This window comes from Tolypothrix sp. FACHB-123, assembly GCF_014697075.1.
Taxonomy (GTDB): Bacteria; Cyanobacteriota; Cyanobacteriia; order Cyanobacteriales; family Nostocaceae; genus Aulosira.
The window spans coordinates 159,203-183,942 of record NZ_JACJRE010000003.1 but is presented as its reverse complement, the minus strand read 5'-3'; the positions used below and the strand labels follow the sequence as shown (position 1 = coordinate 183,942).

Below are 24,740 nucleotides of genomic sequence, written 5' to 3'. Positions count from 1 at the left end.
TTGTTTTTTCCTCAACTCAACATTCTCCTGTTCTATTGCTTGAGCTTCATTTGCAAGAGAACATACTTTACGAAATATATCAACAGTTTCTTAATATATCTTATCTAAAGTTGCTATCTGCCTTGCACAGCTAGACAGCAAAGAATTTTATGTGGGCGCTTAATTGGGGATATGGGAGAAATTTCACATTGGGATTTCTCCCTGCTACCCCTTATATATTTTGCTTGCTTAAGACGCTATTACCTTTTGCAGAGCGGTGGTGACTTCTTCTGGGGACTGATTACCATTGACGGTGAGTAGCTTTTGGCGATCGCCGTAATAATCAATCAAAGGTGCAGTTTCTGAGCGATATACTTCTAGACGACGCCGAATAACTTCTTCGCTGTCATCCTTTCTTCCCCTGGCGAGTAACCTAGCAACCACTACATCATCGGGGACATCAAGGTTAACAACCTTTTCACCACCCTGATTGGTTGTTTCCAGCAGTTCTGCTAAAAAAGCTGCTTGTGTTACTTTACGGGGAAAGCCATCGAGAATCCAACCAGATTCAGCATCAGATTGCTCTAGGCGCTCCTGTACCAATTCCTGTACTAGCTGATCGGGAACTAACTCGCCGCTATCAACATAACTTTGAGCTTTAACTCCCAATGGGGTTTGGTCTTTCATCGCTTGTCTTAAGATATCACCCGTAGAAATATGGGGAATCTGCAAGTGTTCAGCCAATTTTTGAGATTGTGTTCCTTTACCAGCTCCAGGTGGCCCCAAGAAGATTAATCGCGTCACTATTGTTTCACCATTCCTTCATAGCGCTGAGATATTACGTAAGTTTGGACTTGCTTTGCTGTGTCAATTGCCACACCAACCAGGATTAATAAAGATGTAGCTCCTAATCCCTTAAAGGTTGGTACTCCTAAAGCACTTTCCACTGCTGTAGGGATAATCGCTACAAAGCCCAAAAAGATTGCACCTAAAAAAGTCAGTCGATTAATTACCCGCTCGATGTACTCACTAGTTGCTTTACCAGGGCGAATTCCGGGAATACTTGAACCCATTTTCTTCAAGTTCTGGGCTACATCTACCGGATTGACAATCAACGAAGAATAGAAATAGCTGAAGAACACAATAGAAATTAAGTAAACCAAAGCATAAGCCCAAGCCTGAGATCCACCGGGACTGAGGTAAGTGTTAACAATCCTCGCTAAATCTGGATTTTTAGTAAAATTCGCGATTAGCAGTGGCAAACTCAGGATAGCTGCGGCAAAAATAATTGGCATCACGCCACCAGAGTTGAGTCGCAGAGGTAGGTAGCTCCGTTGTTCAGCCAAAACTCGCCGCCCCACTTGACGCCGTGCGGAAATAATCGGGATGCGCCGAATGCCTTCCTGCACAAATACAATACCAACAATTGTCGCTAGGAAGACCAACACCAACACAATTACCCGACCGACAATTTCCCGACCGCCAACTTGTACCAAGTCGATGGTATCACCCAAAGATTTTGGTAGGGACGCCACAATATTGACAAAAATCAACAATGATGCTCCATTACCAATACCTCTTTCAGTAATCAGTTCCGATGCCCACATTACGAACATTGAACCAGCAGTCAGAGCGATCGCAGTTTCTGCTACAAATAAGGGGCCTGGCTGTAAGGCAAACTGTTGCAGGAAAAAAGCTGAAAAAGCCGTACTTTGAATAATCGCCCAACCTAAAGACACATAGCGTGTAATTTGCGAAATCTTCCGTCGCCCAGCTTCACCTTCATCTTTCTGTAACTTTTCTAAAGATGGGATAGCAGCCGTGAGTAATTGGATAATAATGGACGCATTAATGAAGGGTAAAATCCCTAAAGCAAAAACGCCCAATGTCGAAAATCCTCGCCCAGAAAATATATCCAATAAACCGAATATGGCATTATTGTTCTGGAGTTGTCTGGCAAACTCAACTCTATTAATACCTGGTACAGGCAGAAAGATGCCCAGGCGAACCAAAATTAAAATACCGACAGTTACAAGCAGCCTACCTCTCAGTCCAGCTGCTTGAGCCATCTGCATAAAAGTTTCTTGAGCCGTTGGGGCTTTGTCTCGACTGATCATAGAGTGCTACCTTTATCGTGAACCAGGCGCTGGAAGCGAGTTGGCTAGCATTTTAAGTGCGCTATTGGGCTTCACTCTGTAACTTCGCAACTTCCTCCAGCTGCCTCAATTTTGCTACGAGCTTGGCCCGTGAAAGCCGCTGCTTTGACTGTGAGCGGAACGCTCAGTTCGCCATTACCCAAAATTTTCAATGGGCCTTTGACAGCAGTCAGGATACCTGCTGCTTTTAAGGATTCCAAAGTTACTTCTGTATTGGCAGGCAGAGAAGCTAGCTTATCTACATTAATCGTAGTGTAAATTTTCCGATTAACTTGGGGAAAACCTTTCAACTTGGGTAAGCGGCGGTACAATGGCTGCTGACCACCTTCAAAACCTGGGCGAGTACCGCTACCAGAACGGGATTTTTGACCCCGCATCCCTAAACCAGCACTGGCACCTTGTCCGGCAGAAATACCTCTACCTACACGCTTACGGCGTTTTTTTGAGCCTTTTTGAGGCTTAACATCGTTGAGTCTCATGATGTAAATAGTAATTTTTTACACAAATACTCTGAAAAATTCGCTCTACTAAACAATGTAGAGATTTTCAATAGGAACACCCCGGTCTTCAGCGACTTCATTTAAGGTACGCAGTGTAGATAAGGCGTTGACTGCGGCTCTGGCATTGTTGAGTGGATTGTTAGAGCCGAGTTGCTTAGCTAAGACGTTACGCACTCCGGCTAATTCCAATACAGTCCGCACAGCACCACCAGCAATTACCCCAGTACCGGGTGCGGCTGGGCGCATAATTACCTTAGCTCCACCACCCACACCATCAATGGGATGGGGAATAGAATTAGATTTGGTAATGGGGATGTCAATGAGATGCTTTTTACCGTCGGCTACGCCTTTTTTCACCGCGCCAATTACATCTGAGGCTTTGCCTACACCAACACCAACTTGACCGCGTTCGTTACCGACGACGACGATCGCGCGGAAGCTGAGTTTTTTACCACCTTTGACGACTTTACTCACCCGGCGGATTTGAATGACTCGCTCTTGCCAGTTGGTTTCTTCTTTTTTTGCGCGGTTTGCTTTACGACGACCAGTTGCCATAATTAAATGCTCTCTGTTAGTCAATTGTCAGTTGTCAGTTGTCAGTTGTCAGTTGTCAGTTGTTGTTGAACAAATGACTAATGACTGCGACAAATGACTTTAGAAATCTAAACCAGCTTCACGAGCTGCATCAGCCAGGGCTTGGATGCGACCGTGGTAGAGGTTACCACCGCGATCGAAGACGACTTTGGTGATGCCTTTTTCTAGCGATCGCGCTGCTATAAGTTTGCCAACTTGGACTGATGCATCGCGGTTAGCACCTGAGGCTAAACTCGATTTCAAGCCTGGTTCTACAGTTGAAGCTGAAACCAAAGTATGATGCTGAGTATCATCAATTACTTGAGCGTAAATGTGCTCGTTGGAGCGAAACACAGCTAGGCGTGGACGTTCTGGAGAGCCTTGAACTTTACCACGAATACGTCTATGGCGACGTGTTTTTGATTCTCTACGAGTAAGTTTCATGTTTACTTCTTACCACTCTTACCAGTCTTACCAGCTTTACGTCTGACCACTTCACCGGCGTAGCGAATACCCTTACCTTTATAAGGTTCTGGTTTACGAACGGCACGAATTTTCGCTGCTGTGTTGCCTACGATTTCTTTGTCATAGCCACTGACTATGACGTTAGTTGTACCTTCCACAGCAAATTGAATACCATCGGGTGGTTCAATTTGTACCTGATGGCTGTAACCCATGTTTAAAACTAGGTTACGACCTTGGACTTGGGCCCGGTAACCCACACCTTGGATTTCTAAACGGCGCTGAAAACCAACAGACACGCCCTCAACCATGTTGGCTACTAAGGTACGGCTCAAACCGTGCATTTGTCTGGCGGTACGAGAATCATCCCGACGGTTCACCAGTAATGTTTCGCCTTCTTGAGAGACTGTCACTTGAGTGGGTAACTCACGAGAAAGTTCTCCTTTGGGCCCTTTGACGACAACTTTTGTGCCATCAATCGCCACTTGCACTTTGGCGGGAATAGTAATTGGACGTTTACCAATACGAGACATGACTTTATTTGTCCTTTGTCAGTTGTCAGTTGTCAGTTGTCAGTTGTCAGTTGTCAATGAAGATTGACCATTAACTATTGACTGTTGACTATTGACTATTAATTACCAGACATAGCACAGTACTTCGCCACCCAGGTTCTGACGCCGCGCTTCGCGGTCAGTCATAATTCCACTGGATGTTGAAATAATGGCAATGCCGATACCACCGAGTACTCTGGGTAAATCTTTGCGATTAGAGTAAACGCGCAAACCAGGCTTACTTACGCGCTTGAGGGCAGTAATTAGTGGTTGACGATTTTTACCCTTATATTTCAGGGAAATCACCAAGTTACGTTTTACGCCTTCGCCTGATTCTTCAAATTCAGCAATAAAGCCTTCATCTCGTAGTACTTTCGCAATACTACGGGTGAGTTTTGTCGCAGGCACTAGTGTAGTTTGATGCCTCGCCAAATTGGCATTGCGGATGCGCGTCAGCATATCTGCAATTGTGTCGTTAGCCGCCATCGTTCCCTCTTTAGATGAACTTATTGATCGCGAAAAGGCATACCCAATTCTTTCAGTAGGGCGCGACCTTCTTCGTCGTTTTTCGCTGTGGTAATGATGGAAATATCTAGACCACGGATTTGATCGATGCTGTCGTACTCGACTTCTGGAAAAATTAGCTGTTCTCTAACACCTAAAGTGTAGTTACCACGGCCATCAAAGCTTTTGGGGCTAACGCCGCGAAAATCTCTAATTCTAGGTAGGGACAGACTAATCAGTCGGTCAAGGAAGGCATACATTCTCTCGCCTCTCAAGGTGACCATGATACCAACAGGCATACCTTGACGAATTTTGAAGCCCGCGATCGCTTTTTTCGCTCTGGTTACTACTGGTTTTTGACCAGTAATCACTGCAATTTCATTGAGAGACGCTTCTAATGCTTTTGCATTCTGAGCCGCTTCCCCTAAACCTCGGTTTACAGTAACTTTCACCAACTTTGGTACTTGATGAACGTTAGTATACTGAAACTGATTGGTCAGTTTGGGAACGATTGTCTCTTGGTATAAGGTTTTAAGTCTTGTTGTCGCCATAGTTTTTTTCCTGTTTATCCCTGGGCTTGGTCAGGGAACCTCGAAGTTTAGATTTTAGTTTTTACCCTAAAATCGTCCCTTGGCGGATGATTATTTATCTAAAATCTCGCCAGTTTTCTTGAGCTTCCGCACTTTTTTACCTTCAGCAGTGAAGGTGTAGCACACGCGACTGGCGACATTTTGCTTAGTCGAGTAAAGCATCACATTGGAGCTGTGAATCGGGAATTCTTGGGTAACTATTCTTCCTGATTCGCCCTCTTGCTGAGGCTTTACGTGCTTAGTTTTAATATTGACGCCTTTGACAATAACTTTACTCAGTTGAGGCAGTGCTTTGATCACTTCACCAACTTTTCCTTTGTCCTTACCGGCAATCACTTGTACAGTATCACCAGTTTTGACGTGCATTTTATGAAACACCTTGGGTTGTGGCTGTTTTACCATTACAGCACCTCCGGAGCCAATGAAACGATTTTGGTGAAGTTTTTATCGCGCAGTTCCCGTGCTACCGGGCCAAATACCCGTGTGCCTCTGGGGTTACCATCTTTGTTGATGATCACTGCGGCATTATCATCAAAGCGAATGCTCATACCGCTATCTCTGTTTATACTTTTGCGAGTGCGGACAATTACTGCCTCGACCACATCTGACTTTTTCACAGCCATGTTGGGTTGAGCATCTTTGACAACGGCAATAATTTTATCACCCACGCCACCATAACGACGGTTGCCAGCGCCTAATACGCGGATGCACATTAGCTTCCGGGCACCACTATTATCTGCGACATTCAGGTAAGTCTGGGGTTGAATCACAATTTGTCTCCCTTGTTAAGTTGTTAATTTGATAACAACTATTAAGTTGTAGCTTTGGCGTTGAGAATTTCTGTGACTTGCCAGCGCTTGGTTTTACTCAGGGGTCTAGTTTCCTGAATGCGAACGCGATCGCCCACTTTGCACTGATTGTCCTCATCATGAGCTTTATAGCGCCGGGTTTGAACTACAATTTTGCCGTACTTGGGGTGAGGAGCGCGGTTTTCTACGGCTACTACTACCGTTTTTTGCATTTTATCGCTCACTACCAAGCCAACTCGTTCTTTGACTGCCATAATCTCCTACTTTTGTTCTTGAGACTGTTGACTTGCTGCCCGTTTGCGTTCTCCTTCAACCGTTAGCAGTTGTGCTAGGCGATGTCGGGCATGTTTAAACTGATGGGGCTTGTCTAATTGTCTGGTCGCTTTTTGCAAGCGCAATTGAAATAGTTGTCTTTTAACAGCAACAATTTCCTCAGCCAGTTTCTCGTCAGTTAATTCTCTAGCTTCTGAAATCTTGGGAAGAGGCATAACCTACTCCTGCTCCTCTATTTGGGGGCGGACAATAAATTTGGTTTTAATTGGCAGCTTGTATGCAGCCAAGCGCATGGCTTCGCGGGCGATTTCTTCAGAAACACCAGCGATTTCAAACAAAATCCGCCCTGGCTTAACTACAGCTACCCAAAATTCTGGGTTACCTTTACCAGAACCCATCCGGGTTTCCGCAGGACGCATGGTTACAGGTTTATCAGGGAAAATCCGAATCCAAATTTGTCCACCCCGACGAATGTAACGGGTCATGGCTCGACGGGAAGCCTCGATTTGCCTTGAGGTAATCCAAGCTGGTTCTTGAGCTTGGAGTGCAAAATCGCCAAAGTTCAGGGTACTACCACGGTGGGCTAGACCCTCCATCCGTCCGCGTTGTTGTTTGCGGAATTTAGTTCTTCTAGGACTTAACATGGTTTGTTAGTTGTCAGTTGTGAGTCAGTGCGGTCTTGGGGGTGTCCCCCATGAGCAACTGACGAACCTGAAAGGTCAGTTGTCAGTTGTCAGTTGCCAGTGTCAGGTGTCAGCTGTTTCTCACTACTGACTATTGACTACTGACCATTGACTATCCTTCATTTGAGCGGTCTTCAAATTGTTGGCGACGGCGTTGTTGTTGACGGCGACGAGGTTCGCGTTCACGTTCACGAGTTGTGGGTGTGGGCTGTGTTTCTTCTTGTCCAGGGATGATTTCGCCCTTAAAGACCCACACTTTAATGCCCAGAATCCCATAAACGGTTTTGGCTGTGCAGTAAGAGTAATCAATGTCAGCCCTTAAGGTATGTAAGGGTACTCTACCTTCACGAGTCCATTCTGTACGGGCAATTTCTGCACCGTTTAGCCGACCGCTAACTTGGACTTTAATACCTTGCACGCCAGCACGTTGGGCACGTTGAATAGCTTGGCGGACTACGCGACGGAAAGATACGCGGCGTTCCAATTGTTGAGCGATATATTCGGCAATCAAGTAAGCATCAGCATCGACTCTTTGAACTTCGACTACGTTGATGCGAATTTGGCGATTGCTACCCAACAGTTCTTGGAGTCCGGTACGTAAGGATTCGATACCTTGACCACCACGACCGACAACTACACCAGGTCTAGCTGTGCGGACTTCTAAGTCGATTTGGTCGGCTTTGCGCTCAATCCGGACTTCTGAGATGCCAGCGTTGTTTTGCGCCAGTCTACCCAGCTTTTGTTCTATATATTGACGGAGTTTGTGGTCTTCTTGGAGCAGTTCTGGATATTTGTCAGGAACGGCAAACCAGCGAGATTGGTGTTCTTGTGTAATACCCAGCCGAAAACCAACTGGATGAATCTTTTGTCCCACAAATGCTTCCTCTAAAATTTCTTACTTTACGCAATTTTTCGTGTCTATTAGACCCCGCCCTTAAGGGTGGGGTCTTAATCAGCAGCAGCGCCAGCGCCTACAGCTACAGTGATATGACACGTTGGCTTGCGAATTTGGTAAGCTCGACCCTGCGCTCTGGGTTGGAATCGTTTGAGTACTGGGCCTTGGTCGGCGTATGCCTGGGTGATTATTAGCTGAGCGCGATCTAAACCAGCATTATGCTCGGCATTAGCGGCAGCACTTCTGAGAACCTTTAAAATAGGATCGCAGGCGCGATAGGGCATAAATTCCAGGATAATCAGCGCTTCTCGGTACGATTTGCCCCGAATTTGATCGAGCACACGACGCACTTTAAAGGGAGAAATGCGGATGAAACGAGCGATCGCTTTGACTTCAGTAGTATCAGTAGCCATATTTTTTTCCTTTTGTCAAGAGTCAAGTTTGATTACTTGGGACTCTTAACTATCTCCCTGATTTTTTGTCACTTTTGCCATGACCCCTGTAGGTACGTGTAGGGGCAAATTCTCCCAACTTGTGTCCCACCATTTGCTCATTGACAAACACAGGAACATGTTGGCGTCCGTTATGGACGGCTATGGTATGACCTACCATCAGGGGTAAAATTGTCGATGCTCTCGACCAAGTTTTAATAACTTGTTTTTCGTTTTTGGCGTTCAGCTTTTCAATTTTGCTGAGCAAGTGATCGGCTACGAAAGGACCTTTTTTTAGAGAACGACCCATAGTGCTATTTTGGTTTTAGGATTTCGGATTTTGGATGCGTGAATCTCGGATTTTGGATGACTAGGTATCTTAAATCAAGCTTTGAAAGTTTTGAATGCTCATTAGTTAAACCCAATCGAAAATCCAAAATCTAAAATCTAAAATTCTAGGATTCACGCCCACCGCGTCCGCGTTTAGAAGATTTACGGCGACGGCGCACAATGAATTTACTGCTAGCTTTCTTGGGTTTGCGTGTTTTTGCACCCAAAGTAGGTTTACCCCAAGGAGTAACAGGCCCAGATCTCCCAATCGGCGCTCTACCTTCACCACCACCGTGGGGATGGTCTACTGGGTTCATGACGCTACCTCTAACTTTGGGACGGCGTCCTTTCCAGCGATTGCGTCCAGCTTTACCTGCACTTAAGTTTCTGGCGTCGGTGTTACCTACTTGTCCAATAGTGGCGTAGCATTCGCGGCGAATTAAGCGAACTTCTCCAGAAGGTAGCTTGAGGGTAACGTAATTGCCTTCTTTGGCGACAACTTGGGCTGTAGCACCAGCCGCACGCACAATTTGACCACCTTTACCAGGTGTCATTTCGACATTATGTACGCTGGTACCCAAGGGAATATTCGCTAGGGGTAAAGCGTTCCCATCTTCAATAGGAGATTCGGGTCCAGCAATAATTTTAGTGCCAACTTTTAAGCCGTTGGGCTGAAGAATGTACCGCTTTTCCCCATCTTCATATTGCACCAAGGCAATCCGCGCGTTGCGGTTGGGATCGTATTCAATTGCTGTAACTGTAGCAGCAATATTTCGTTTATCTCTTTTAAAGTCGATAATCCGATAAAGCCTTTTATGTCCGCCACCCCGACGACGGCTGGTAATCCGGCCTAGGTTGTTCCGTCCTTTAGCACGATGCACGTACTTAGTCAGGGATTTTTCTGGCTCGGTTTTGGTGATTTCCGCAAAGTCAGAGATTGTAACTTGGCGAGTACTAGGGGTATAGGGGCGATAAGAACGAGTACCCATCTTTGTTTTAGACCTCTGGGAATAGAACTTGTCTAACCTTCTCTACATCCCCAGATGCGATAGTAACAACCGCTTTTTTATATTGGGGCTTGTAACCAATAAATTTACCCACGCGCTTCTTTTTTCTGGGTGGGTTAGAAGTATTGACTTTGACAACCTTGACCTGAAATAAGTCTTCGATCGCAGCTTTAATTTCTGGTTTGGTAGCCTTGGGAGTGACTTCAAATGTATATTTGTTTAACTCCATCAGGATTGTCGCCTTTTCTGTAACAATGGGGCGACGAATTAAGTCAGCTAGGTTGCGGGGGTCGAAGTTAGGCACTGTAGACCTCCTGAATTTTTGCAAGGGCTGATGCTGTAACGACAATTTTGTCAGCGTGCAGTAAATCGAAAACGTTTAACTGATCTGCTGCAATTAGCTTTAAATTTTCGACGTTGCGGGCGGATAAATTCACGTTTTCCGCAATGTCAGACAAAATTAATAGTGTCTTATCTTCTGGTGCAGCTCCCCAACGCGCTAGTGCTGCTACTAATTCTTTCGTTTTGGGGCGGGATAGCTGTTCGCTAAATTCTTCTACTACAATCAAATCGTCCACACGGCTCACAAATGCTGTGCGCAGTGCTAGACGCCGCTCTTTGCGGTTCATTTTTAATTCATAATCTCTGGGTTTGGGGCCAAAGATTACACCACCGCCACGCCACAGGGGTGAACGAATTGACCCGGCACGGGCACGACCTGTACCTTTTTGCCGCCAAGGTTTGCGGCCACCACCTCTAACTTCAGAGCGGGTTTTTGTACTAGCGGTTCCTTGCCGAGCATTGGTCTGTTGTCTTACCAAGGCTCTGTGGACAATATGGGCCGCTGTTTCTTCTTTGGCAACCCGCAAATCAAACGAAGTCTCTCCGACTTGTTCTCCTTGCCAATTTTTTACTTTAGTCTCAACCATGTTTGTCACTTGTCCTCTCTTACAAAGTTCTGATCGCCGGAAACCGGCGCTCCGACTTTGCGCCTTGTCATTTGTCTTTTGTCATTTGTCTTTGCTCACTTGTCTTTAGCCAATGACTAATGACTAATGACTAACAACTAAATGACTCTTGACTACTTACCAACTTTCTTGGCAGGTACGATACTTACCAGCGCACCTGGTTTACCGGGAATAGCTCCCTTGATTAGCAGTAAATTGCGCTCTACATCGACTCGTACTACAGTCAATTTGCGGATTGTGACGCGGCTACCACCTAAACGTCCTGCCATCCGTTTTCCGGGATAAACACGACCTGGGGTGGTACCAGCACCAATGGAACCGGGTGCTCTATGGTTTTTGGAACCATGTGACATGGGCCCGCGACCAAAGTTGTTGCGCTTTTGGTTGCCTGCAAAACCGCGACCGATACTTGTACCGATTACATCTACAATTTGACCTGCACTAAAAATATCTGCTTTAATTTCTTGACCTAAAGCATAATCGCTGGCAGTATCTGTGTGATACTCGTTCAAATGACGCAAAGCTGGGGCAGATGATTTTGCTAAGTGCCCTAACAGCGGTTTGTTCAGCGCCTTGGGTTTAACTTCACCAAAACCAACTTGAATGGCAGCATAACCATCAGTTTGTTTTGTTTTTACTTGGGTAACAGTGCATGGGCCCGCTTGGACGACAGTAACAGGAATTGCTACTCCTGCTTCGTCAAATATTTGGGTCATGCCCAGCTTGGTGCCGAGAATACCTACAGACACAGTAACTGGTTCTCCTTATCTACTTGCTAACCTTGGCATCGGACTCTAAAAGACAGGCTTTTTGTCCACCGATAAATTTAGAGCCGTGTTGAAGGCTCCAATTTTTCCGGGACACAAAAAACTATGTCCTTACTGTTTGGTGAATCCGTTTACTTTCACTCACCAGTTCACCAGAACAGCCATAAGCGCCTTCTTAAAAAGAAGGGTTAACTTCTGGAATCAAGGCAAGGCTTGAGGGCTTTGCACTTTGTGCAGCAATGCTTTCATCCAAGCAATTGCTTAGGCACTTTCTGGAGGCAGGCGCTAAAACCGGGCTTGCCGACATTTAGCGACAGCCGTGCTGTAGTTGGACTTAAGCAGCTTCTTGCCACCCAGTATCCGTTAACTAAGGCTGATGTAATGCGACCAAACCAACACTACTGCTTAGTTTCTACTCCGACTAAAATACCTTAAACTATTGTTCAAGGTTTTGCCTACTTTTTCAGGACTACAGGAGTGAATGTAGTCTGGAACTTAGGGTTGGCTTGAATCTTCCAGCCATAAGTTCTATATTTGACCCGAAAGCTTTTTTAGTTTACCAGTCTCCGATCGCTCTACGCTAGCTTTTTCCAAATTTGGAATCAAGTCATTAACCCTTGATGCTCACACTAGCTTAGAATGCCAATAAGAGGGCAGCCTAATTTGCGTATTTGGTCACAATCTAACAATATAAATGATTTATTTAGATTTGTCTATAAAATTTTTGGGCACTGGGCATTGGGCATGGGGAAGACGAGAATAGGAATAATGATCTTTTCTCTTTTTTCTTTTGCTGGTGCTGTCTAGAGGGAGCAAATTGGTGATGAAGCGATATTGCCGGATGGATTGACAGCAAGCAAACCTAATCTAGATCATAAATTAATTGTTGAACCTAATTGAGCGGTTCACGATAAATAATAGAGATATCTAAAGTGAGATAGAACGAAATATCTATGGCACTACTTACCACTGGCAACGCTTTTATTCGCGAACTAGAAAAAGTTGGTTCTCTTGGTGTTTATGTACCTCCAGAAGGGGGTTATGAAGGTCGGTATCGCCGCCGACTGCGAGCAACCGGCTACGAAACGCTCCATATTACTGCTAAGGGGCTAGGGGATTTGGCTGCCTATCTCACCGGAGTTCATGGAGTCAGACCACCTCATTTGGGTAAAAAAAGTACTGGTAGTGGTGCGGCAGTAGGGAATGTATACTATTTGCCACCTCTGATTGGTTCCCATCTAGAACAGTTACCACCAAAGTCTAAAGGGCTGGTGTTGTGGATTATTGAGGGGCATATTCTTTCCAATCAGGAACTTGATTACCTCACTGCTTTACCACGCTTAGAACCAAAAGTCAAGGTGGTAATTGAAAGAGGAGGCGATCGCGCTTTTCGTTGGACACCTCTGGAAAAAACGCTTTTGGCTGGTTAGTAATGGGCATTGGGCATTGGGCATTGGGCATTGGGTATTGGTCAAGGTTAATTACTCTGGAAGTTAACTATTGACTGTGGACTTTGGACTATTGCCTATGCCTGATTAACAACTGACGACTGACAACTGACAACTGACTATTGATTCAATTCCATCAGCATTTCTATAATGCTGATGCGAAAACCACAAGATGCAAATAATTTGCGTGCAGCTTCGTTGATGGCTGCGGTGTCTAATCTGATTTGCTTCACCCCCATTTGCTCGAAGCTTTCCACAGCTTGCATCACCATTTGTTTTGCTACTCCTTTTTGGCGATATTCTGGCTCAACCCAAATATCATGAATAAAGGCATATTCTTGTAACCGATAAATTGGGATTTCGCGTTCAACTGTCGCTACTAAAAACGCTACCAAATTCTCTTCATCTTCAGTTACTAGAAAGACGCTGGTATCACTATTTGCTAAACGCCCCAACCAGTTTTGATAACGCTGTTCTGGATTGGGCAGAAATCCATATTTCGCAGAGTCCCAAGCATCATGCAAAGCACAAATCTTTGCAACCATAGGTAAAACGTTAGGGACATCGGTTGGTGTCGCACTGCGGATTTGCATCAGCTTCTGGGTTGGGATGGATGATGATGTTTGAATTGTAGCGAATGGATACGCAAGATTAATTTGTATAAAGTTCTTAGCCGATTTCCTCCCTTGAAGAATCGAATTTGTAACAAAAACTGTAACAACGCCATTATTTACCCATTTCACCGTCTAGATTGAGGAAAAATCTGCGAGTAATCCCGGAGTAAACGGGTAATGGTGTTAAATGATATCCGAGATTATCAAATTCTGTTTTTGTCGTTGTTCCTAGTTTTGGGAATCGGTACAAGAGACTGGACGCTGCGTCCGGAGTTGATTGGAGTAGCGATCGCCACTTGTCTATTAACCCAATGGATTTTTTCGTCGGTAATTAGCCAAGAACACAAGCTGAATCTTCGTAGCGCCCTAATTACTTCATTAGGACTCAGCTTACTGTTGCGGGCGGATCATTGGACAACAATGGCTTTAGCCGCAGCAAGTGCGATCGCAAGTAAGTTTCTCTTTCAAGTCGGAAATAAACATTTCTTCAATCCGGCGAACTTTGGCATTATTACCGCCTTATTACTCACCTCTGACGCTTGGGTTTCTCCCGGACAGTGGGGTGAGGACTGGTGGTATGGGCTGTTATTTGTGGGGACTGGGGGGATGATTTTGCAGCGCGTTGGTCGTTGGGACACTACAGCCGCCTTTTTGGGTTCCTACGCCATGCTAGAGGCGATTCGTAATTTCTGGCTGGGGTGGACTTGGGATGTTTATTTGCATCGGTTGATGAGTGGATCTTTGCTGTTATTTGCCCTATTTATGGTCACCGATCCTCGGTCAATTCCTAATGCCAGAATCGGACGTATATTGTGGGCAGTCTGCATTGCTATCTTCACTTTTATACTGCGGAATTACTTCTTTATTTCCAGCGCAGTTTTCTGGGCACTTTTTATTCTAGCCCCATTAACAATTCTATTCGATGCCTTTTTCTCCGCTCCAGAATATTCCTGGCTAAGTAAAGAAAATAACATCACCCTTGAAAGTTCTGCCGATTCTAGCCCCCAGCCTCTAGTCCCTAGTCCCTAGCCCCTAATTCCTTGAACAAAATCGAGAAATAAAATGAAACCTTTAAAATTCTTCATCCCCATAGTGATGGCGTTGGTAGCTGTGCTGTGCTTTGCGCCTACAGCATGGGCATTTTGCGGATTTTATGTGTCTAAAGCTGATGCCAAATTATATAACAAAGCTTCTCAAGTAGTAATTGCGCGAGATGGCGATCGCACTGTGCTGACAATGGCTAACGATTTTCAAGGCGAAGTCAAAGATTTTGCGATCGTTGTCCCTGTACCAACTGTCTTGCAAAAAGAGCAAGTTCGCGTTGCTGAACCCAAGATTATTGAACGTCTTGATGCTTTTAGCGCACCGCGTTTGGTAGAGTATTTCGACTCAGATCCCTGCGCCCAACTTTATGAGTATGACAAACCTCAAGCGGTACCTGCACCAGCAGCCAGAAGTCAAGAAGCTGGTAGGAGAGGGGGTACTGACAATTTGGGGGTCACTGTCGAGGCGCGTTTCAATGTTGGCGAATATGACATTGTAATTCTCAGCGCTAAAGAATCGGGCGGATTGGAAACCTGGCTGCATCAAAATGGTTACAAAATTCCTAAAGGTGCGAAAGATTTACTCAAGCCTTATATCCGTTCGGCGATGAAATTCTTTGTTGCTAAAGTCAACCTCGATAAATTTGAAGATTCTGGCTATCAGTTTCTGCGCCCGCTACAAATTTCTTATAAATCGCCAAGATTCATGTTACCCATCCGCTTAGGTATGGTTAACGCTGTTAGTGAGCAGGATGTAATAGTGTATATCCTATCGCCCAAAGGACAAACAGAAACTACCAATTACCGCACAGTAAAAATCCCTTCTGATGCTAATATTCCCCTGTATGTCAAAGAGGAATTTGGCGAATTTTATAAGTCCATGTTCCAAACAGCTTATAACAAAGAAGACCGCAAAGTTGCTTTCTTAGAATACGCCTGGGATATGAGCAGTTGCGATCCTTGTTCTGCTGAACCTTTATCGCGAGAAGAACTCAAGCAAGCTGGTGTATTTTGGTTAGATGGCGATTCTGGTAATGGAGTTCCCGCACCTCGTCGTGGTGTCCGTCCTCCTGTTTTTAACAGTAATGTTTTCATCAGTCGCTTGCATATTCGCTATACCCGCAATAAGTTTCCTGAAGATCCGATGTTTCAAGAAACTTCCAATCGCGAATCTTTCCAGGGACGTTACATTTTACAACATCCGTTTTTAGGTGAGATCAAATGTCCCGCAGGAAGAGAATATAGACAGTCTTTACCTAAACGCTTTGAACAAGAAGCCCAAACTTTAGCCAAGCTAACCAACTGGAATATTCAAGACATTCGTCGCAAGATGAAGTTGACTGTTGGCGACATTACAAATTCTTGGTGGGAACAATTCTTTTCTTGGTTGGGTTTATAGATATATAACAGTCAACTAATTTAACAGAGTCCACATAATTTCAACGCTTTTGCAAGACGTGGGGAAAGTTTATCTAACAAACTCTCTACGTCTTTCCTCTAAGTATTTATTAAAATCCTCATTTCCCTTATGAACCATCAAAATTAATATCACGACAAAGGGTAATTCTTTAGTACATTGTTATACGCCATACTGTGCTATTCTTGCTTTTTAAACCCAGATTGGTATGCTTGAATTTGATGAACAGCTACGCGAATTAGTTGCCCAAGCCTGTAAAAATCCACCCGGAAGCCTACAGCGTCAGAAGTTGCTCACCCAAATCATTCGCCTGACTGCAAACAAACTCTGGAAGGAAACTACTTCCTATTATCAAGACGCACTCCAACAAACTTGGTTATATTTTTGTCGTAACATTTGTGAAGCTAACACAGGACAAGCTTACGATCCTACTTATGGAAGTGTTGTAACTTGGTTAAACGCATATTTAAAACGCCGATTACAAGACTTTTATCTCAACCACAAACGAGAACAAATCATTAAGCTTCCCTTAAGAGTACTCCAGTCTGGTTCTGGCGATCGCAGTGAGATAATTGATCCTGTAGAAAACCTAGCTGCTACCCCTGAAGCACCGCCAATTTTAGAAAATGTCAGGATGTGGGTAGACGCAGATACTACTGGAGAACTGCGGGATACTTATGTGAAAGGTCGTCCTGATGTCAATTGTCAGATATTAATTTTGAAACGCCTACCTCCTGAAGCTAGTTGGAAGGAATTATCTGAGGAATTTGGGTTACCTATCCCGACTTTAAGCAGCTTTTATCAACGTCAATGTTTACCTAAATTACGTAAATTTGCTGAGTTTGAAGGTTATTTATAAGTTAATTAAAGGTAGGCAATCGCTGATTTTTATTTCTCTATGAAATACCTAATTTTGTGCCATTACCAAAAGACAATACTTTGCTGCTAACTGTATCAAAATATGTCTCTATTTGAGCAATAAATCTACCTCTAAGGACTTCTATAATCTGCGTTTAATTTTGCTAGCGTGGTGATATAGGTTGCTCATTCTCAGCAATTAGTTAGCTAGGCGAAAAGGATTTTAATATGGCGAATTTAAAACTTCGTCGCCCGGAAAATGTTAACGGCGATTTTTATGTAGATAATACTTGTATAGATTGTGATACTTGTCGCTGGATGGCTCCTGAGGTATTTCGTAGTATTCACGAACAGTCAGCAGTTTATCAGCAACCAAAAAATTCCACTGAAAGATTAGCCGCACTACAAGCACTTTTATCTTGTCCGACTAATTCTATTGGTACAGTTGAAAAACCGGAAGATATCAAAATTGCACAAGAAAATCTGCCAATATCAGTAGCAGAAAATGTTTATCATTGTGGCTATCATTCAGAAAAATCTTACGCTGCTGCTAGCTATTTTATTCAACATCCAGAAGGTAATATTTTAGTTGATTCTCCCAGGTTTACAGCGCCTTTAGTCCAGCGTTTAGAGGAGATGGGGGGAATTGCTTATATGTATTTAACCCACAGAGATGATATTGCAGATCATCAAAAGTTTGCTGAACATTTTCAGTGTCAACGTATTCTTCATCTTGATGATATTGCTGCGGGTACTCGCAATGTAGAAATACAACTGACTGGTTTGGAACAATTTGCTTTGACTACGGATGTATTAATTATCCCAGTTCCCGGTCATTCCCCAGGTCATACTGTTCTGCTTTATAAAAATAAGTTTCTCTTTACTGGCGACCATCTTGCTTGGTCAAAAGACTTACAACAATTGGTTGCGTTTCGCAATTTCTGTTGGTATTCCTGGACAGAACAGATTAAATCAATGACTAAGTTAGCTAATTACTCATTTGAGTGGGTACTACCAGGTCATGGACGGAGATTTCATGCTGATGCTGATACCATGCACCAACAGATGGAAAAGTGTATTGAATGGATGAAAGCTGTTTGAATATCTTGCCTTCAATTACTAGGGTGGTGTTATCGAGTCTACAATTAATGATTGATGAGATATATAAAGCCGTCCTGGCTTTACCTTACCGATGTAGTTAGAACAAAGCTTGCTTGAAGAGAGAGGGCTAAAGTTCTGACTATAAAAATATTAATCTCTGGATAAAAATTGAAAAAGGAGAGCCACTTGGGCAGCTCTCCAGATCATCAGGGTGCATCTATATATCAGATTATAGCACATTTGCAGTGAGGGGCAAGACCCCTTAATCAGAAAATATGAAAAAAATGATTAATCTTATTTTGCGGTTGTATTGCAAATAAAAAAGAGAGCTACTCAGGCAGCTCTCCAAATCATCAGGGTGCATCTACTTAGCAGATCATATCATTTTACGCATGAGGGTCAATACCCATCATTCCGTGATGTTTGTGCAAAGATATGATGAAGTTTTATGAAAGCTTTAAAAAAGAGAGAGCTACTTGGGCAGCTCTCCAGATCATCAGGGTGCATCTATGTATCAGATTATAGCATGTTTGCCCTGAGGGGCAAGACCCCCTATTAAAAAATTCGGGATATTTTTGTCTAAGTTGCTGGAGTTAAGAAAAAGAAGAGCTATTGAAAAAGCTTTCCAGACCATCATGGTGTATTCAATTAACAGAGTATAGCACTTTGGGATTGAGGGGTATAACCCATCTTTGCACTTGATTTTGGTAAATTATCTATAAAGTAAAAATCCCCTAGTGGTTAACCAAGGGATGAGTGAAAAATCATGGATGAAATCGGGGTTAAGAATTGAGTTTCTTTTCTACCAATTCATTTGTCAGCTTGGGATCGGCGCGTTTTTCGGTTTTTTTCAGGACTTGTCCAACAAAGAAGCCTTTGAGGTTGGTGTTACCGTTGCGATATTTTTCGAGTTCTTTGGGATTGGCGGCGATGACTTCATCGACGATTGGTTCTAAAATAGCAGGATCGCTGATGAGTTCTTGTCCGGCGAAAGCTTTTTCAGGAGACACGCCTTTGAGCAAATCTGGTAACTTTTGCTTGGCTTGGGCGTTACTGATTTTACCTTGTTCAATGCGTACAATCACATCAGCTAAATTTTGGGGAGTTAAACCGATTTCGCTGATGGTGAGTTTTTGCTTGTTGAGGTAAGCTGCAATATCTTGGGTAATCCAGTTAGCAGCTGCTTTGGGACTTGCGCCAGCTGCGATCGCGGCTTCAAAATAGTTAGCAACAGGCTTATCTTCTGTCAAAACTCCAGTATCGTAGGCAGAAAGCCCTAATTCACTTTCGTAACGATGGCGTTTTTGTGCGGGGAGTTCGGGAAGTTCGCTGCGCCAATTTTCTAATTGTTCTGTTGAAACTTCTATAGGTGCTAAATCAGGTTCGGGGAAATAGCGGTAATCGCTAGAACCTTCTTTTGTCCGCATACTAATTGTACGTTGCGAACCTTCTTCCCAGAGTCGAGTTTCTTGGATAATGCGATCGCCTGCTTCTGTGGCTGCGATTTGGCGTTCAATCTCATATTCAATCGCCTTTTGGATGGCGTTGAATGAGTTCATGTTTTTAATTTCTACTTTTGTGCCAAATTCTTTTTGTCCTACGGGACGAATGGAGATGTTGACATCGCAACGTAAAGATCCTTCTTGCATGTTGCCATCGCTAACACCAAGATAGCGTAAAACGCGGCGTAATTCTTGGGCATAAGCAGCAGCTTCTTGTCCAGAACGCAGATCTGGTTCGGAAACTATTTCAACTAATGGTACACCTGCGCGATTGTAATCTACCAGAGAATAACTAGAGCCGGAAAGCCTTTCGCTACCTGCGTGTACTAATTTACCTGCATCTTCTTCCATGTGCAATCGGGTAATTCCAATGCGTTTGCGTGTAGGATTGCCATCAGCATCTACCAATTCAATTTCTAACCAACCATGTTCGGCGATTGGTAAGTCATATTGTGATATTTGGTAATTTTTAGGTAAATCTGGATAAAAATACTGTTTACGGTCAAATTTGCTATATTTAGCGATTTGACAATTGAGTGCCAAACCTGCTTTTACGGCATACTCGAGTACTTTTTCGTTGAGAACTGGTAATACTCCAGGTAAACCCATACATACTGGATCGATGTTAGTATTGGGGTCACCACCGAATGCTGTCGAACTGGTAGAAAAAATCTTGGTATTTGTACTCAGCTGACAATGGGTTTCCAGACCAATAATCGCTTCGTATTCAGTTTTTACAGTTGTAGCAGAAGTCATAAAATCAAAAATCGGGCATAATCCTTCCTTAAGGGTACTATTGTAGCTGCCCTAGAAGTTGCGTTGCAGTTTTAATTAGTGTTGATTGCTGAGTTTGTGAGATAGGGATTGCCGACTAGATGGATATGCGATCGCGGTTATGGGGCGCGTCAAAATCAATCAACGGCCCTTTTGGTACAATCCTTGTGGGGTTTACCTTAGGATGACTGCGATAATAATGCCGTTTGATATGGTCTAAATTACAAGTTTCTTTGACACCCGGCACTTGGTAAAGTTCTTTGAGATAATTCCACAGATTAGGATACTCAACAATTCGCCGGATATTGCATTTGAAATGGACGTAATAAACAGGATCGAAGCGAAACAAGGTAGTAAACATACACCAATCTGCTTCAGTAATTTGATTACCGCAGAGATAGCGTTGTTGATCTAAAACTTGTTCCCAATGATCTAGTGCAGCAAATAATTCTGTGACAGCTTCATCATAAGCCGATTGACTCGTAGCAAATCCTGCTCGATAAACACCGTTATTAATGGGTTTGTAAATTGCGTCAATTGTTTCGTCAACTACTTGTTGTAATTCGGTGGGATAGAAATTAACATCTGCTTTCGCAAAATCATTAAATTCTGTATCCAACATCCGAATAATTTCGCGGGATTCATTATTCACAATTGTCTGTTGTTGAATATCCCATAAAACGGGGACGGTCACCCGTCCACTGTAGTGAGAATCAGCTTTGAGATAAATTTGCCAAAGATATTGAGTACCGTTAACTTTATCGGGAATTGCGCCCGGTTCATCGCTAAATTCCCAACTATTTTGGTCAATTTCTGCCCCAACTACTGATAATCCAATAACATCTGTCAGCCCTTTTAACTGACGCATAATTGCAGTCCGACAAGCCCAAGGACAAGCCCAGGAAATATACAGATGATAGCGTCCAGGTTCAGCTTTAAATCCACTAGAGCCATCAGCTGTAATCTTATGGCGAAAGGTGGTCGAGGGACGAATAAATCTCCCTTGAGAATCTTCTTGATCCCGTTCTGATATCCACTTTCCATCTTTGAGGATTCCCAAACCCATAATTATCTCCTTGGTTAGTTGTCAGTTTTCAGTTGTCATTGATTAATCTGTAGGGTAATTAATTTTGAATTTTGAATTTTGCATTCCCCAAAGGGGCAGACTATTAACTATTCAGCATTGAGAATTTTTGGCACTTTGAAAAACTCTCCTTCCTGTTCCGGCGCACCTTGGAGGATGGCTTCACGGTCAGGATAGGGTTGTAATTCATCTTTGCGGGTGACATTGCTGACATCTATCGCCCTGGTTGTGGGCTGAACATCACTTACATCTAGTTCATTTAATTGCTCAATGTAATCGAGAATACTTCCTAGTTGAGTGGTGAATTGTTCTTCTTCTTCTGGTTGTAATTCTAAACGAGCAAGCAGGGCTACTTTATGGACTAGTTCGCGGTCAATCATTGTTTGTTAGTAGTTAGTGGTCAGTAGTCAATGGTCAGTAATCAATTTACAACTAACAACACTTCGGCAGAGCTTCAGTGCATCGCTGACAACTGACCACTGACTAATTAGCTAAAAGAATACGTCAATTTGCATTCTGCCAGTGGTTTTTAACCAGTTTTGGGCTTCAATATAGTTATTGGGAGCCATGCGAATTGCTCTGACCCAGTAATCGGCGGCTTGGTCAAACATAGCTTCACCACCGTCATGATCCCCGGCTTCTTTGAGTTTTTCGCCTTTGTAGTGATAAATCACGGCGATGTTGTTTAAAGCTTGGGGTAAACGGGGGTTTAATTCAATTGCCTGGTGGTACAGTTCTAAAGCTTTGTCATGGTCGCCATTACTGGCATAGATTAATCCCATATTGTAGAGGATATAGCCGCGATCGTTAGGATCTTCCTCTAGTGTCAGGGCTTCTTGGTAATATTCTAAGGCTTCAGCGTATTCGCCTTCTGCCTGGGCTGACATGCCATCGCGGTAATAAACAAACGCTTCTTTAGCTTTTTTGTTGGTTGGCAGGATCTTGAGAATGATATCTGCCATGACTGTAAAAGATTTGTCAATAAAGTTATCGTTTTTCTGGGTTCTTGGCATATTTGCCTCTGTGGGGTTGCAGCTATTGGCTTAAAAGATGCCCAAAGGGGAGTTTGTTTAACCGTGGTTATTTTGTGGGCGTAGGCGGAACTTCCTTATTGTCCCTCTTTAGTCAAACGGATGAAAGGGGAGAGCCGCAAATTATATGGATTTGGTAAATTAGCGATCGCTATATCGCTATAGTTAATACTTAATTCTACTGATTTATCAGGCATTGTTGTCGCTGATTGGCAGAATGCACTCTGGGGTATTATGCTGAGGTTTGTTTACCAAAGTGCTAACTGGATAGCTCGTCATGGCTGCTGCTGGATAAGCACGCAACAGCGGCTGTAAAACTTCCGGCTTTTGCTGTTGGGGATCTAACCACAGATTGTAATCCTCCTGCGCCAAAATCACTGGCATCCGGTCGTGAATTGGTTGCAGCACTTCATTGGCAGCTGTGGTCAAAATTGTACAAGAGGTTATTTCCTCTCCTGAAGGAGATTGCCATTTCTCCCACAATCCAGCAAAGGCAAATGGCTGACCATTTTCAAATCGAAAATAAAATGGTTGCTTTTTGCCCTGTTTTTGATGCCATTCATAAAAGCCATCAGCCAAAACTAAGCAGCGTCTATGCTTAAAAGCTGAACGGAAAGAAGGTTTTTCTGCCGCAGTTTCTGCTCTAGCATTAATCAGTTTTGCACCTATTCCTGGGTCTTTCGCCCATGAGGGGATTAACCCCCAACGTAACTGTTGAAATTGGCGCTTGTCACTTTCAGATTTTTGGACAACCGTTGCCACCATTTGTGTAGGTGCAATATTATATTGCGCCGCCAAGTTGGGAACTGCTTCTAAATCAAAAGCTTGAGCTAAGGCTGCTGCTGTCTGGGTTAAGGTGAATCTTCCACACATATTTTTATTTGTGACCACAGATTAAAATCAAACATCTAAAATAATGATAAATAATTAATATTTTTTTTATTTCTTCAGATAATTCTACTTCTCAGTCAGATACTGAATATAAATCAGAAAATATCCGGTTTTTGGAAAATCATTTGGTAAGATATTGTATTTTGAACCCCCCATTCTGCACATATTCCCTATTATATTTTTGGCATGGAAATATTACGGCTGTACGATTTTTTACCTTCAGGTAATGGCTACAAGATACGTCTTCTATTGACACAAATGGGAATGCCATTTGAGAGAATAGAAGTTGATATAACCAAAGGCGAGACTCGAACACCCGAATTTTTGAGTAAAAATTCTCACGGTAAAATTCCCCTTTTGGAGATTGAACCTGGGAAATACTTAGCAGAATCAAATGCCATATTGGTATATTTAAGTGAAGGTACAGAGTTTCTACCTTATGACAGATTTCTGAGAGCACAAGTAATGCAATGGTTATTTTTTGAACAATCTAGCCACGAACCTTTTATTGCGACATCGAGATTTTTAATCTCTATTTTAGGTAAGTCCCAAGAGTATCAAGAAGCTATCAAACAAAGACGCGAACCAGGTTATGCTGCATTAAAAGTGATGGAAAAACACTTAAGCTCGCATACATTTTTTGTCGGAGAGCGGTATACTATTGCTGATATTGCTTTGTTTGCTTATACCCATGTTGCGGATGAAGGTGGATTTGATTTGACAGAATTTTCGGCTATTCAAGCTTGGATAGAACGGGTCAAATCTCAATCAGGATATATAAGTATTAACCAAGAATGACCGCATGATTATTACCAAAAGTTATTAGTTAATAGTTATCAGCTTTACCCTGATAGCTGTTAACTAACTAATAGTTAATGAAGTTAATATTAAATATTAGTGTCAATTTCTACCACCTTTTGTCGAGAAGTCGCACCAAGTTTTATCCTGATATGAGATTTAGGTACATTAAATTTTTCTGCTAGTAGTTTAATTAACTCTTCATTAGCTTTGCCATCTACTGGTGGGGATTTTAAATTTACATTTAGACTACCGTCGGTTTGCTCTTCAATCTTTTGCTGTTTAGAATTAGGTTTTACTTTAACTTTTTTCTGCATTGTTGATGATTTTGAAGTAATTTAGGCATAACTAACCTACAGCATAACTCAACTGATAGTAGGTAATAGCAATTAAGCATTTACCTGTTCATGTACCGTCGATTAGTTCCCATATTGAGAGATATCAAAGTTATCAGGGGTGTGTATATACGTAATGGCACGAAACATTAAATACAGAGAAAAATTTGTGATTTTGTAATACTTGCATAGTTTGTATATTGAAAAAAAGCCCATCGCAAGTATGATGGGCAGAAATCAGACGATAAATATTAATTGCTGATGACAGGGGCGGATTTTTTCGGCTGATTTTAGGTTTCATCAAACCAAGTTAAGGTGGGCATTGCTCACAATATTGAGTGTATTTAAATACAAACATGCAAATGC

At 43.1% G+C, this 24,740-nt stretch carries 33 protein-coding genes; 6 read left to right on the top strand and 27 right to left on the bottom strand.

What is annotated here, in order from left to right; translation table 11 throughout:
- Positions 1–228 precede the first annotated feature (228 nt).
- From H6G41_RS03345 to rplC, 20 genes are all read right to left on the bottom strand, one after another.
- Complete coding sequence (locus H6G41_RS03345) at positions 229–783, bottom strand: adenylate kinase (RefSeq protein WP_190743595.1); 555 nt, start codon at positions 781–783, stop codon at positions 229–231.
- Complete coding sequence (gene secY, locus H6G41_RS03340; protein ID WP_190743593.1) at positions 783–2,096, bottom strand: preprotein translocase subunit SecY; 1,314 nt, start codon at positions 2,094–2,096, stop codon at positions 783–785. Before secY ends, H6G41_RS03345 begins: the two co-directional genes overlap by 1 nt.
- Before the next feature lie 71 nt (positions 2,097–2,167).
- On the bottom strand, positions 2,168–2,614 hold the full coding sequence (gene rplO, locus H6G41_RS03335) for a 50S ribosomal protein L15 (RefSeq protein WP_190743591.1): 447 nt from the start codon (positions 2,612–2,614) through the stop codon (positions 2,168–2,170).
- 48 nt (positions 2,615–2,662) lie between these two features.
- Positions 2,663–3,190: a 30S ribosomal protein S5 gene (gene rpsE, locus H6G41_RS03330; RefSeq protein ID WP_096643310.1), complete on the bottom strand. Its 528-nt coding sequence runs from the start codon at positions 3,188–3,190 to the stop codon at positions 2,663–2,665.
- Between the two features lie 99 nt (positions 3,191–3,289).
- Positions 3,290–3,652, bottom strand: coding sequence for a 50S ribosomal protein L18 (gene rplR / locus H6G41_RS03325; protein ID WP_190539936.1), 363 nt, complete (start codon positions 3,650–3,652; stop codon positions 3,290–3,292).
- 2 nt (positions 3,653–3,654) lie between these two features.
- Entirely contained in the window at positions 3,655–4,203 is a 549-nt protein-coding gene (gene rplF, locus H6G41_RS03320; protein WP_190743589.1) for a 50S ribosomal protein L6, read from the bottom strand.
- A gap of 102 nt (positions 4,204–4,305) precedes the next feature.
- Positions 4,306–4,707 carry a 30S ribosomal protein S8 gene (rpsH, locus tag H6G41_RS03315; protein WP_167726716.1) on the bottom strand — a complete coding sequence of 134 codons (402 nt, stop codon included), beginning with the start codon at positions 4,705–4,707 and terminating at the stop codon, positions 4,306–4,308.
- A gap of 20 nt (positions 4,708–4,727) precedes the next feature.
- Positions 4,728–5,276 (bottom strand): 50S ribosomal protein L5, encoded by a 549-nt coding sequence (gene rplE, locus H6G41_RS03310; protein ID WP_190743587.1) that lies wholly within the window; start codon positions 5,274–5,276, stop codon positions 4,728–4,730.
- Positions 5,277–5,366: 90 nt separating this feature from the next.
- Positions 5,367–5,717, bottom strand: a complete 351-nt coding sequence (gene rplX, locus H6G41_RS03305; protein ID WP_242037789.1) for a 50S ribosomal protein L24 — start codon at positions 5,715–5,717, stop codon at positions 5,367–5,369.
- Positions 5,717–6,085, bottom strand: a complete 369-nt coding sequence (rplN, locus tag H6G41_RS03300; protein ID WP_015129713.1) for a 50S ribosomal protein L14 — start codon at positions 6,083–6,085, stop codon at positions 5,717–5,719. The genes rplX and rplN overlap by 1 nt, the downstream gene beginning before the upstream one ends.
- A 41-nt stretch (positions 6,086–6,126) precedes the next feature.
- Positions 6,127–6,378, bottom strand: coding sequence for a 30S ribosomal protein S17 (gene rpsQ, locus H6G41_RS03295; protein ID WP_045870365.1), 252 nt, complete (start codon positions 6,376–6,378; stop codon positions 6,127–6,129).
- Positions 6,379–6,384: 6 nt separating this feature from the next.
- A complete protein-coding gene (rpmC, locus tag H6G41_RS03290; protein ID WP_045870366.1) occupies positions 6,385–6,612 on the bottom strand; it encodes a 50S ribosomal protein L29 in 228 nt (75 codons plus the stop codon).
- 3 nt (positions 6,613–6,615) lie between these two features.
- Complete coding sequence (gene rplP / locus H6G41_RS03285) at positions 6,616–7,041, bottom strand: 50S ribosomal protein L16 (protein WP_190743585.1); 426 nt, start codon at positions 7,039–7,041, stop codon at positions 6,616–6,618.
- Between the two features lie 151 nt (positions 7,042–7,192).
- On the bottom strand, positions 7,193–7,954 hold the full coding sequence (gene rpsC, locus H6G41_RS03280; RefSeq protein WP_190743583.1) for a 30S ribosomal protein S3: 762 nt from the start codon (positions 7,952–7,954) through the stop codon (positions 7,193–7,195).
- 74 nt (positions 7,955–8,028) lie between these two features.
- Positions 8,029–8,388: a 50S ribosomal protein L22 gene (gene rplV, locus H6G41_RS03275; RefSeq protein WP_190743581.1), complete on the bottom strand. Its 360-nt coding sequence runs from the start codon at positions 8,386–8,388 to the stop codon at positions 8,029–8,031.
- Positions 8,389–8,437: 49 nt separating this feature from the next.
- Positions 8,438–8,716 (bottom strand): 30S ribosomal protein S19, encoded by a 279-nt coding sequence (gene rpsS, locus H6G41_RS03270; protein WP_045870370.1) that lies wholly within the window; start codon positions 8,714–8,716, stop codon positions 8,438–8,440.
- Positions 8,717–8,861: 145 nt separating this feature from the next.
- On the bottom strand, positions 8,862–9,725 hold the full coding sequence (rplB, locus tag H6G41_RS03265; protein ID WP_190743579.1) for a 50S ribosomal protein L2: 864 nt from the start codon (positions 9,723–9,725) through the stop codon (positions 8,862–8,864).
- A gap of 7 nt (positions 9,726–9,732) precedes the next feature.
- A complete protein-coding gene (locus H6G41_RS03260; RefSeq protein ID WP_190743577.1) occupies positions 9,733–10,047 on the bottom strand; it encodes a 50S ribosomal protein L23 in 315 nt (104 codons plus the stop codon).
- Positions 10,040–10,672 (bottom strand): 50S ribosomal protein L4, encoded by a 633-nt coding sequence (gene rplD, locus H6G41_RS03255; protein WP_190743574.1) that lies wholly within the window; start codon positions 10,670–10,672, stop codon positions 10,040–10,042. The genes H6G41_RS03260 and rplD overlap by 8 nt, the downstream gene beginning before the upstream one ends.
- A 152-nt stretch (positions 10,673–10,824) precedes the next feature.
- Positions 10,825–11,460, bottom strand: a complete 636-nt coding sequence (gene rplC / locus H6G41_RS03250; protein WP_190743572.1) for a 50S ribosomal protein L3 — start codon at positions 11,458–11,460, stop codon at positions 10,825–10,827.
- A gap of 971 nt (positions 11,461–12,431) precedes the next feature.
- Here rplC and H6G41_RS03245 point away from each other — a divergent pair.
- Positions 12,432–12,908 carry an NAD(P)H-quinone oxidoreductase subunit N gene (locus tag H6G41_RS03245; RefSeq protein ID WP_190743571.1) on the top strand — a complete coding sequence of 159 codons (477 nt, stop codon included), beginning with the start codon at positions 12,432–12,434 and terminating at the stop codon, positions 12,906–12,908.
- A 137-nt stretch (positions 12,909–13,045) separates the two neighbouring features.
- Here H6G41_RS03245 and H6G41_RS03240 read toward each other — a convergent pair whose 3' ends face one another.
- Entirely contained in the window at positions 13,046–13,519 is a 474-nt protein-coding gene (locus tag H6G41_RS03240) for a GNAT family N-acetyltransferase (protein WP_190743569.1), read from the bottom strand.
- Positions 13,520–13,717: 198 nt separating this feature from the next.
- On the opposite strand from H6G41_RS03240, the gene H6G41_RS03235 reads away from it, so the two are divergent.
- From H6G41_RS03235 to H6G41_RS03220, 4 genes are all read left to right on the top strand, one after another.
- Positions 13,718–14,569: an RnfABCDGE type electron transport complex subunit D gene (locus H6G41_RS03235; protein WP_190743567.1), complete on the top strand. Its 852-nt coding sequence runs from the start codon at positions 13,718–13,720 to the stop codon at positions 14,567–14,569.
- A gap of 33 nt (positions 14,570–14,602) precedes the next feature.
- Positions 14,603–15,982 carry a DUF2330 domain-containing protein gene (locus H6G41_RS03230; protein WP_190743565.1) on the top strand — a complete coding sequence of 460 codons (1,380 nt, stop codon included), beginning with the start codon at positions 14,603–14,605 and terminating at the stop codon, positions 15,980–15,982.
- Between the two features lie 226 nt (positions 15,983–16,208).
- Complete coding sequence (locus H6G41_RS03225) at positions 16,209–16,859, top strand: sigma-70 family RNA polymerase sigma factor (protein ID WP_190743563.1); 651 nt, start codon at positions 16,209–16,211, stop codon at positions 16,857–16,859.
- A gap of 227 nt (positions 16,860–17,086) precedes the next feature.
- A complete protein-coding gene (locus tag H6G41_RS03220) occupies positions 17,087–17,959 on the top strand; it encodes an MBL fold metallo-hydrolase (protein ID WP_190743562.1) in 873 nt (290 codons plus the stop codon).
- A 782-nt stretch (positions 17,960–18,741) separates the two neighbouring features.
- Here the strand turns inward: H6G41_RS03220 and gatB are convergent.
- From gatB to H6G41_RS03195, 5 genes are all read right to left on the bottom strand, one after another.
- Positions 18,742–20,217 (bottom strand): Asp-tRNA(Asn)/Glu-tRNA(Gln) amidotransferase subunit GatB, encoded by a 1,476-nt coding sequence (gene gatB / locus H6G41_RS03215; protein ID WP_190743560.1) that lies wholly within the window; start codon positions 20,215–20,217, stop codon positions 18,742–18,744.
- Positions 20,218–20,332: 115 nt separating this feature from the next.
- Positions 20,333–21,301 carry a glutathione S-transferase family protein gene (locus H6G41_RS03210; RefSeq protein ID WP_190743558.1) on the bottom strand — a complete coding sequence of 323 codons (969 nt, stop codon included), beginning with the start codon at positions 21,299–21,301 and terminating at the stop codon, positions 20,333–20,335.
- Between the two features lie 107 nt (positions 21,302–21,408).
- On the bottom strand, positions 21,409–21,699 hold the full coding sequence (gatC, locus tag H6G41_RS03205; RefSeq protein WP_190743557.1) for an Asp-tRNA(Asn)/Glu-tRNA(Gln) amidotransferase subunit GatC: 291 nt from the start codon (positions 21,697–21,699) through the stop codon (positions 21,409–21,411).
- A gap of 111 nt (positions 21,700–21,810) precedes the next feature.
- The gene (locus H6G41_RS03200; protein WP_190743555.1) at positions 21,811–22,332 is read right to left on the bottom strand and encodes a photosystem I assembly protein Ycf3; all 522 of its coding nucleotides are present in this window, start codon (positions 22,330–22,332) and stop codon (positions 21,811–21,813) included.
- A gap of 207 nt (positions 22,333–22,539) precedes the next feature.
- The gene (locus H6G41_RS03195; protein ID WP_190743749.1) at positions 22,540–23,223 is read right to left on the bottom strand and encodes an SOS response-associated peptidase; all 684 of its coding nucleotides are present in this window, start codon (positions 23,221–23,223) and stop codon (positions 22,540–22,542) included.
- A gap of 204 nt (positions 23,224–23,427) precedes the next feature.
- Between H6G41_RS03195 and H6G41_RS03190 the strand changes: the two genes are divergently transcribed.
- Entirely contained in the window at positions 23,428–24,039 is a 612-nt protein-coding gene (locus H6G41_RS03190) for a glutathione S-transferase family protein (RefSeq protein WP_190743553.1), read from the top strand.
- An 89-nt stretch (positions 24,040–24,128) separates the two neighbouring features.
- Here H6G41_RS03190 and H6G41_RS03185 read toward each other — a convergent pair whose 3' ends face one another.
- Complete coding sequence (locus tag H6G41_RS03185; RefSeq protein WP_190743551.1) at positions 24,129–24,356, bottom strand: DUF167 domain-containing protein; 228 nt, start codon at positions 24,354–24,356, stop codon at positions 24,129–24,131.
- Positions 24,357–24,740: the final 384 nt, after the last annotated feature.

What these genes read in the sequence shown, in the direction of transcription:
- secY (WP_190743593.1), bottom strand. Translation starts at nt 2,096, where the DNA reads ATGATCAGTCGAGACAAAGCCCCAACGGCTCAAGAAACTTTTATGCAG.
- rplO (WP_190743591.1), bottom strand. Translation starts at nt 2,614, where the DNA reads ATGAGACTCAACGATGTTAAGCCTCAAAAAGGCTCAAAAAAACGCCGT.
- rpsE (WP_096643310.1), bottom strand. Translation starts at nt 3,190, where the DNA reads ATGGCAACTGGTCGTCGTAAAGCAAACCGCGCAAAAAAAGAAGAAACC.
- rplR (WP_190539936.1), bottom strand. Translation starts at nt 3,652, where the DNA reads ATGAAACTTACTCGTAGAGAATCAAAAACACGTCGCCATAGACGTATT.
- rplF (WP_190743589.1), bottom strand. Translation starts at nt 4,203, where the DNA reads ATGTCTCGTATTGGTAAACGTCCAATTACTATTCCCGCCAAAGTGCAA.
- rpsH (WP_167726716.1), bottom strand. Translation starts at nt 4,707, where the DNA reads ATGGCGGCTAACGACACAATTGCAGATATGCTGACGCGCATCCGCAAT.
- rplE (WP_190743587.1), bottom strand. Translation starts at nt 5,276, where the DNA reads ATGGCGACAACAAGACTTAAAACCTTATACCAAGAGACAATCGTTCCC.
- rplX (WP_242037789.1), bottom strand. Translation starts at nt 5,717, where the DNA reads ATGGTAAAACAGCCACAACCCAAGGTGTTTCATAAAATGCACGTCAAA.
- rpsQ (WP_045870365.1), bottom strand. Translation starts at nt 6,378, where the DNA reads ATGGCAGTCAAAGAACGAGTTGGCTTGGTAGTGAGCGATAAAATGCAA.
- rpmC (WP_045870366.1), bottom strand. Translation starts at nt 6,612, where the DNA reads ATGCCTCTTCCCAAGATTTCAGAAGCTAGAGAATTAACTGACGAGAAA.
- rplP (WP_190743585.1), bottom strand. Translation starts at nt 7,041, where the DNA reads ATGTTAAGTCCTAGAAGAACTAAATTCCGCAAACAACAACGCGGACGG.
- rplV (WP_190743581.1), bottom strand. Translation starts at nt 8,388, where the DNA reads ATGGCTACTGATACTACTGAAGTCAAAGCGATCGCTCGTTTCATCCGC.
- rpsS (WP_045870370.1), bottom strand. Translation starts at nt 8,716, where the DNA reads ATGGGTCGTTCTCTAAAAAAAGGTCCTTTCGTAGCCGATCACTTGCTC.
- rplB (WP_190743579.1), bottom strand. Translation starts at nt 9,725, where the DNA reads ATGGGTACTCGTTCTTATCGCCCCTATACCCCTAGTACTCGCCAAGTT.
- rplD (WP_190743574.1), bottom strand. Translation starts at nt 10,672, where the DNA reads ATGGTTGAGACTAAAGTAAAAAATTGGCAAGGAGAACAAGTCGGAGAG.
- H6G41_RS03245 (WP_190743571.1), top strand. Translation starts at nt 12,432, where the DNA reads ATGGCACTACTTACCACTGGCAACGCTTTTATTCGCGAACTAGAAAAA.
- H6G41_RS03240 (WP_190743569.1), bottom strand. Translation starts at nt 13,519, where the DNA reads ATGCAAATCCGCAGTGCGACACCAACCGATGTCCCTAACGTTTTACCT.
- H6G41_RS03235 (WP_190743567.1), top strand. Translation starts at nt 13,718, where the DNA reads ATGGTGTTAAATGATATCCGAGATTATCAAATTCTGTTTTTGTCGTTG.
- H6G41_RS03230 (WP_190743565.1), top strand. Translation starts at nt 14,603, where the DNA reads ATGAAACCTTTAAAATTCTTCATCCCCATAGTGATGGCGTTGGTAGCT.
- H6G41_RS03225 (WP_190743563.1), top strand. Translation starts at nt 16,209, where the DNA reads ATGCTTGAATTTGATGAACAGCTACGCGAATTAGTTGCCCAAGCCTGT.
- H6G41_RS03220 (WP_190743562.1), top strand. Translation starts at nt 17,087, where the DNA reads ATGGCGAATTTAAAACTTCGTCGCCCGGAAAATGTTAACGGCGATTTT.
- gatB (WP_190743560.1), bottom strand. Translation starts at nt 20,217, where the DNA reads ATGACTTCTGCTACAACTGTAAAAACTGAATACGAAGCGATTATTGGT.
- H6G41_RS03210 (WP_190743558.1), bottom strand. Translation starts at nt 21,301, where the DNA reads ATGGGTTTGGGAATCCTCAAAGATGGAAAGTGGATATCAGAACGGGAT.
- gatC (WP_190743557.1), bottom strand. Translation starts at nt 21,699, where the DNA reads ATGATTGACCGCGAACTAGTCCATAAAGTAGCCCTGCTTGCTCGTTTA.
- H6G41_RS03200 (WP_190743555.1), bottom strand. Translation starts at nt 22,332, where the DNA reads ATGCCAAGAACCCAGAAAAACGATAACTTTATTGACAAATCTTTTACA.
- H6G41_RS03195 (WP_190743749.1), bottom strand. Translation starts at nt 23,223, where the DNA reads ATGTGTGGAAGATTCACCTTAACCCAGACAGCAGCAGCCTTAGCTCAA.
- H6G41_RS03190 (WP_190743553.1), top strand. Translation starts at nt 23,428, where the DNA reads ATGGAAATATTACGGCTGTACGATTTTTTACCTTCAGGTAATGGCTAC.
- H6G41_RS03185 (WP_190743551.1), bottom strand. Translation starts at nt 24,356, where the DNA reads ATGCAGAAAAAAGTTAAAGTAAAACCTAATTCTAAACAGCAAAAGATT.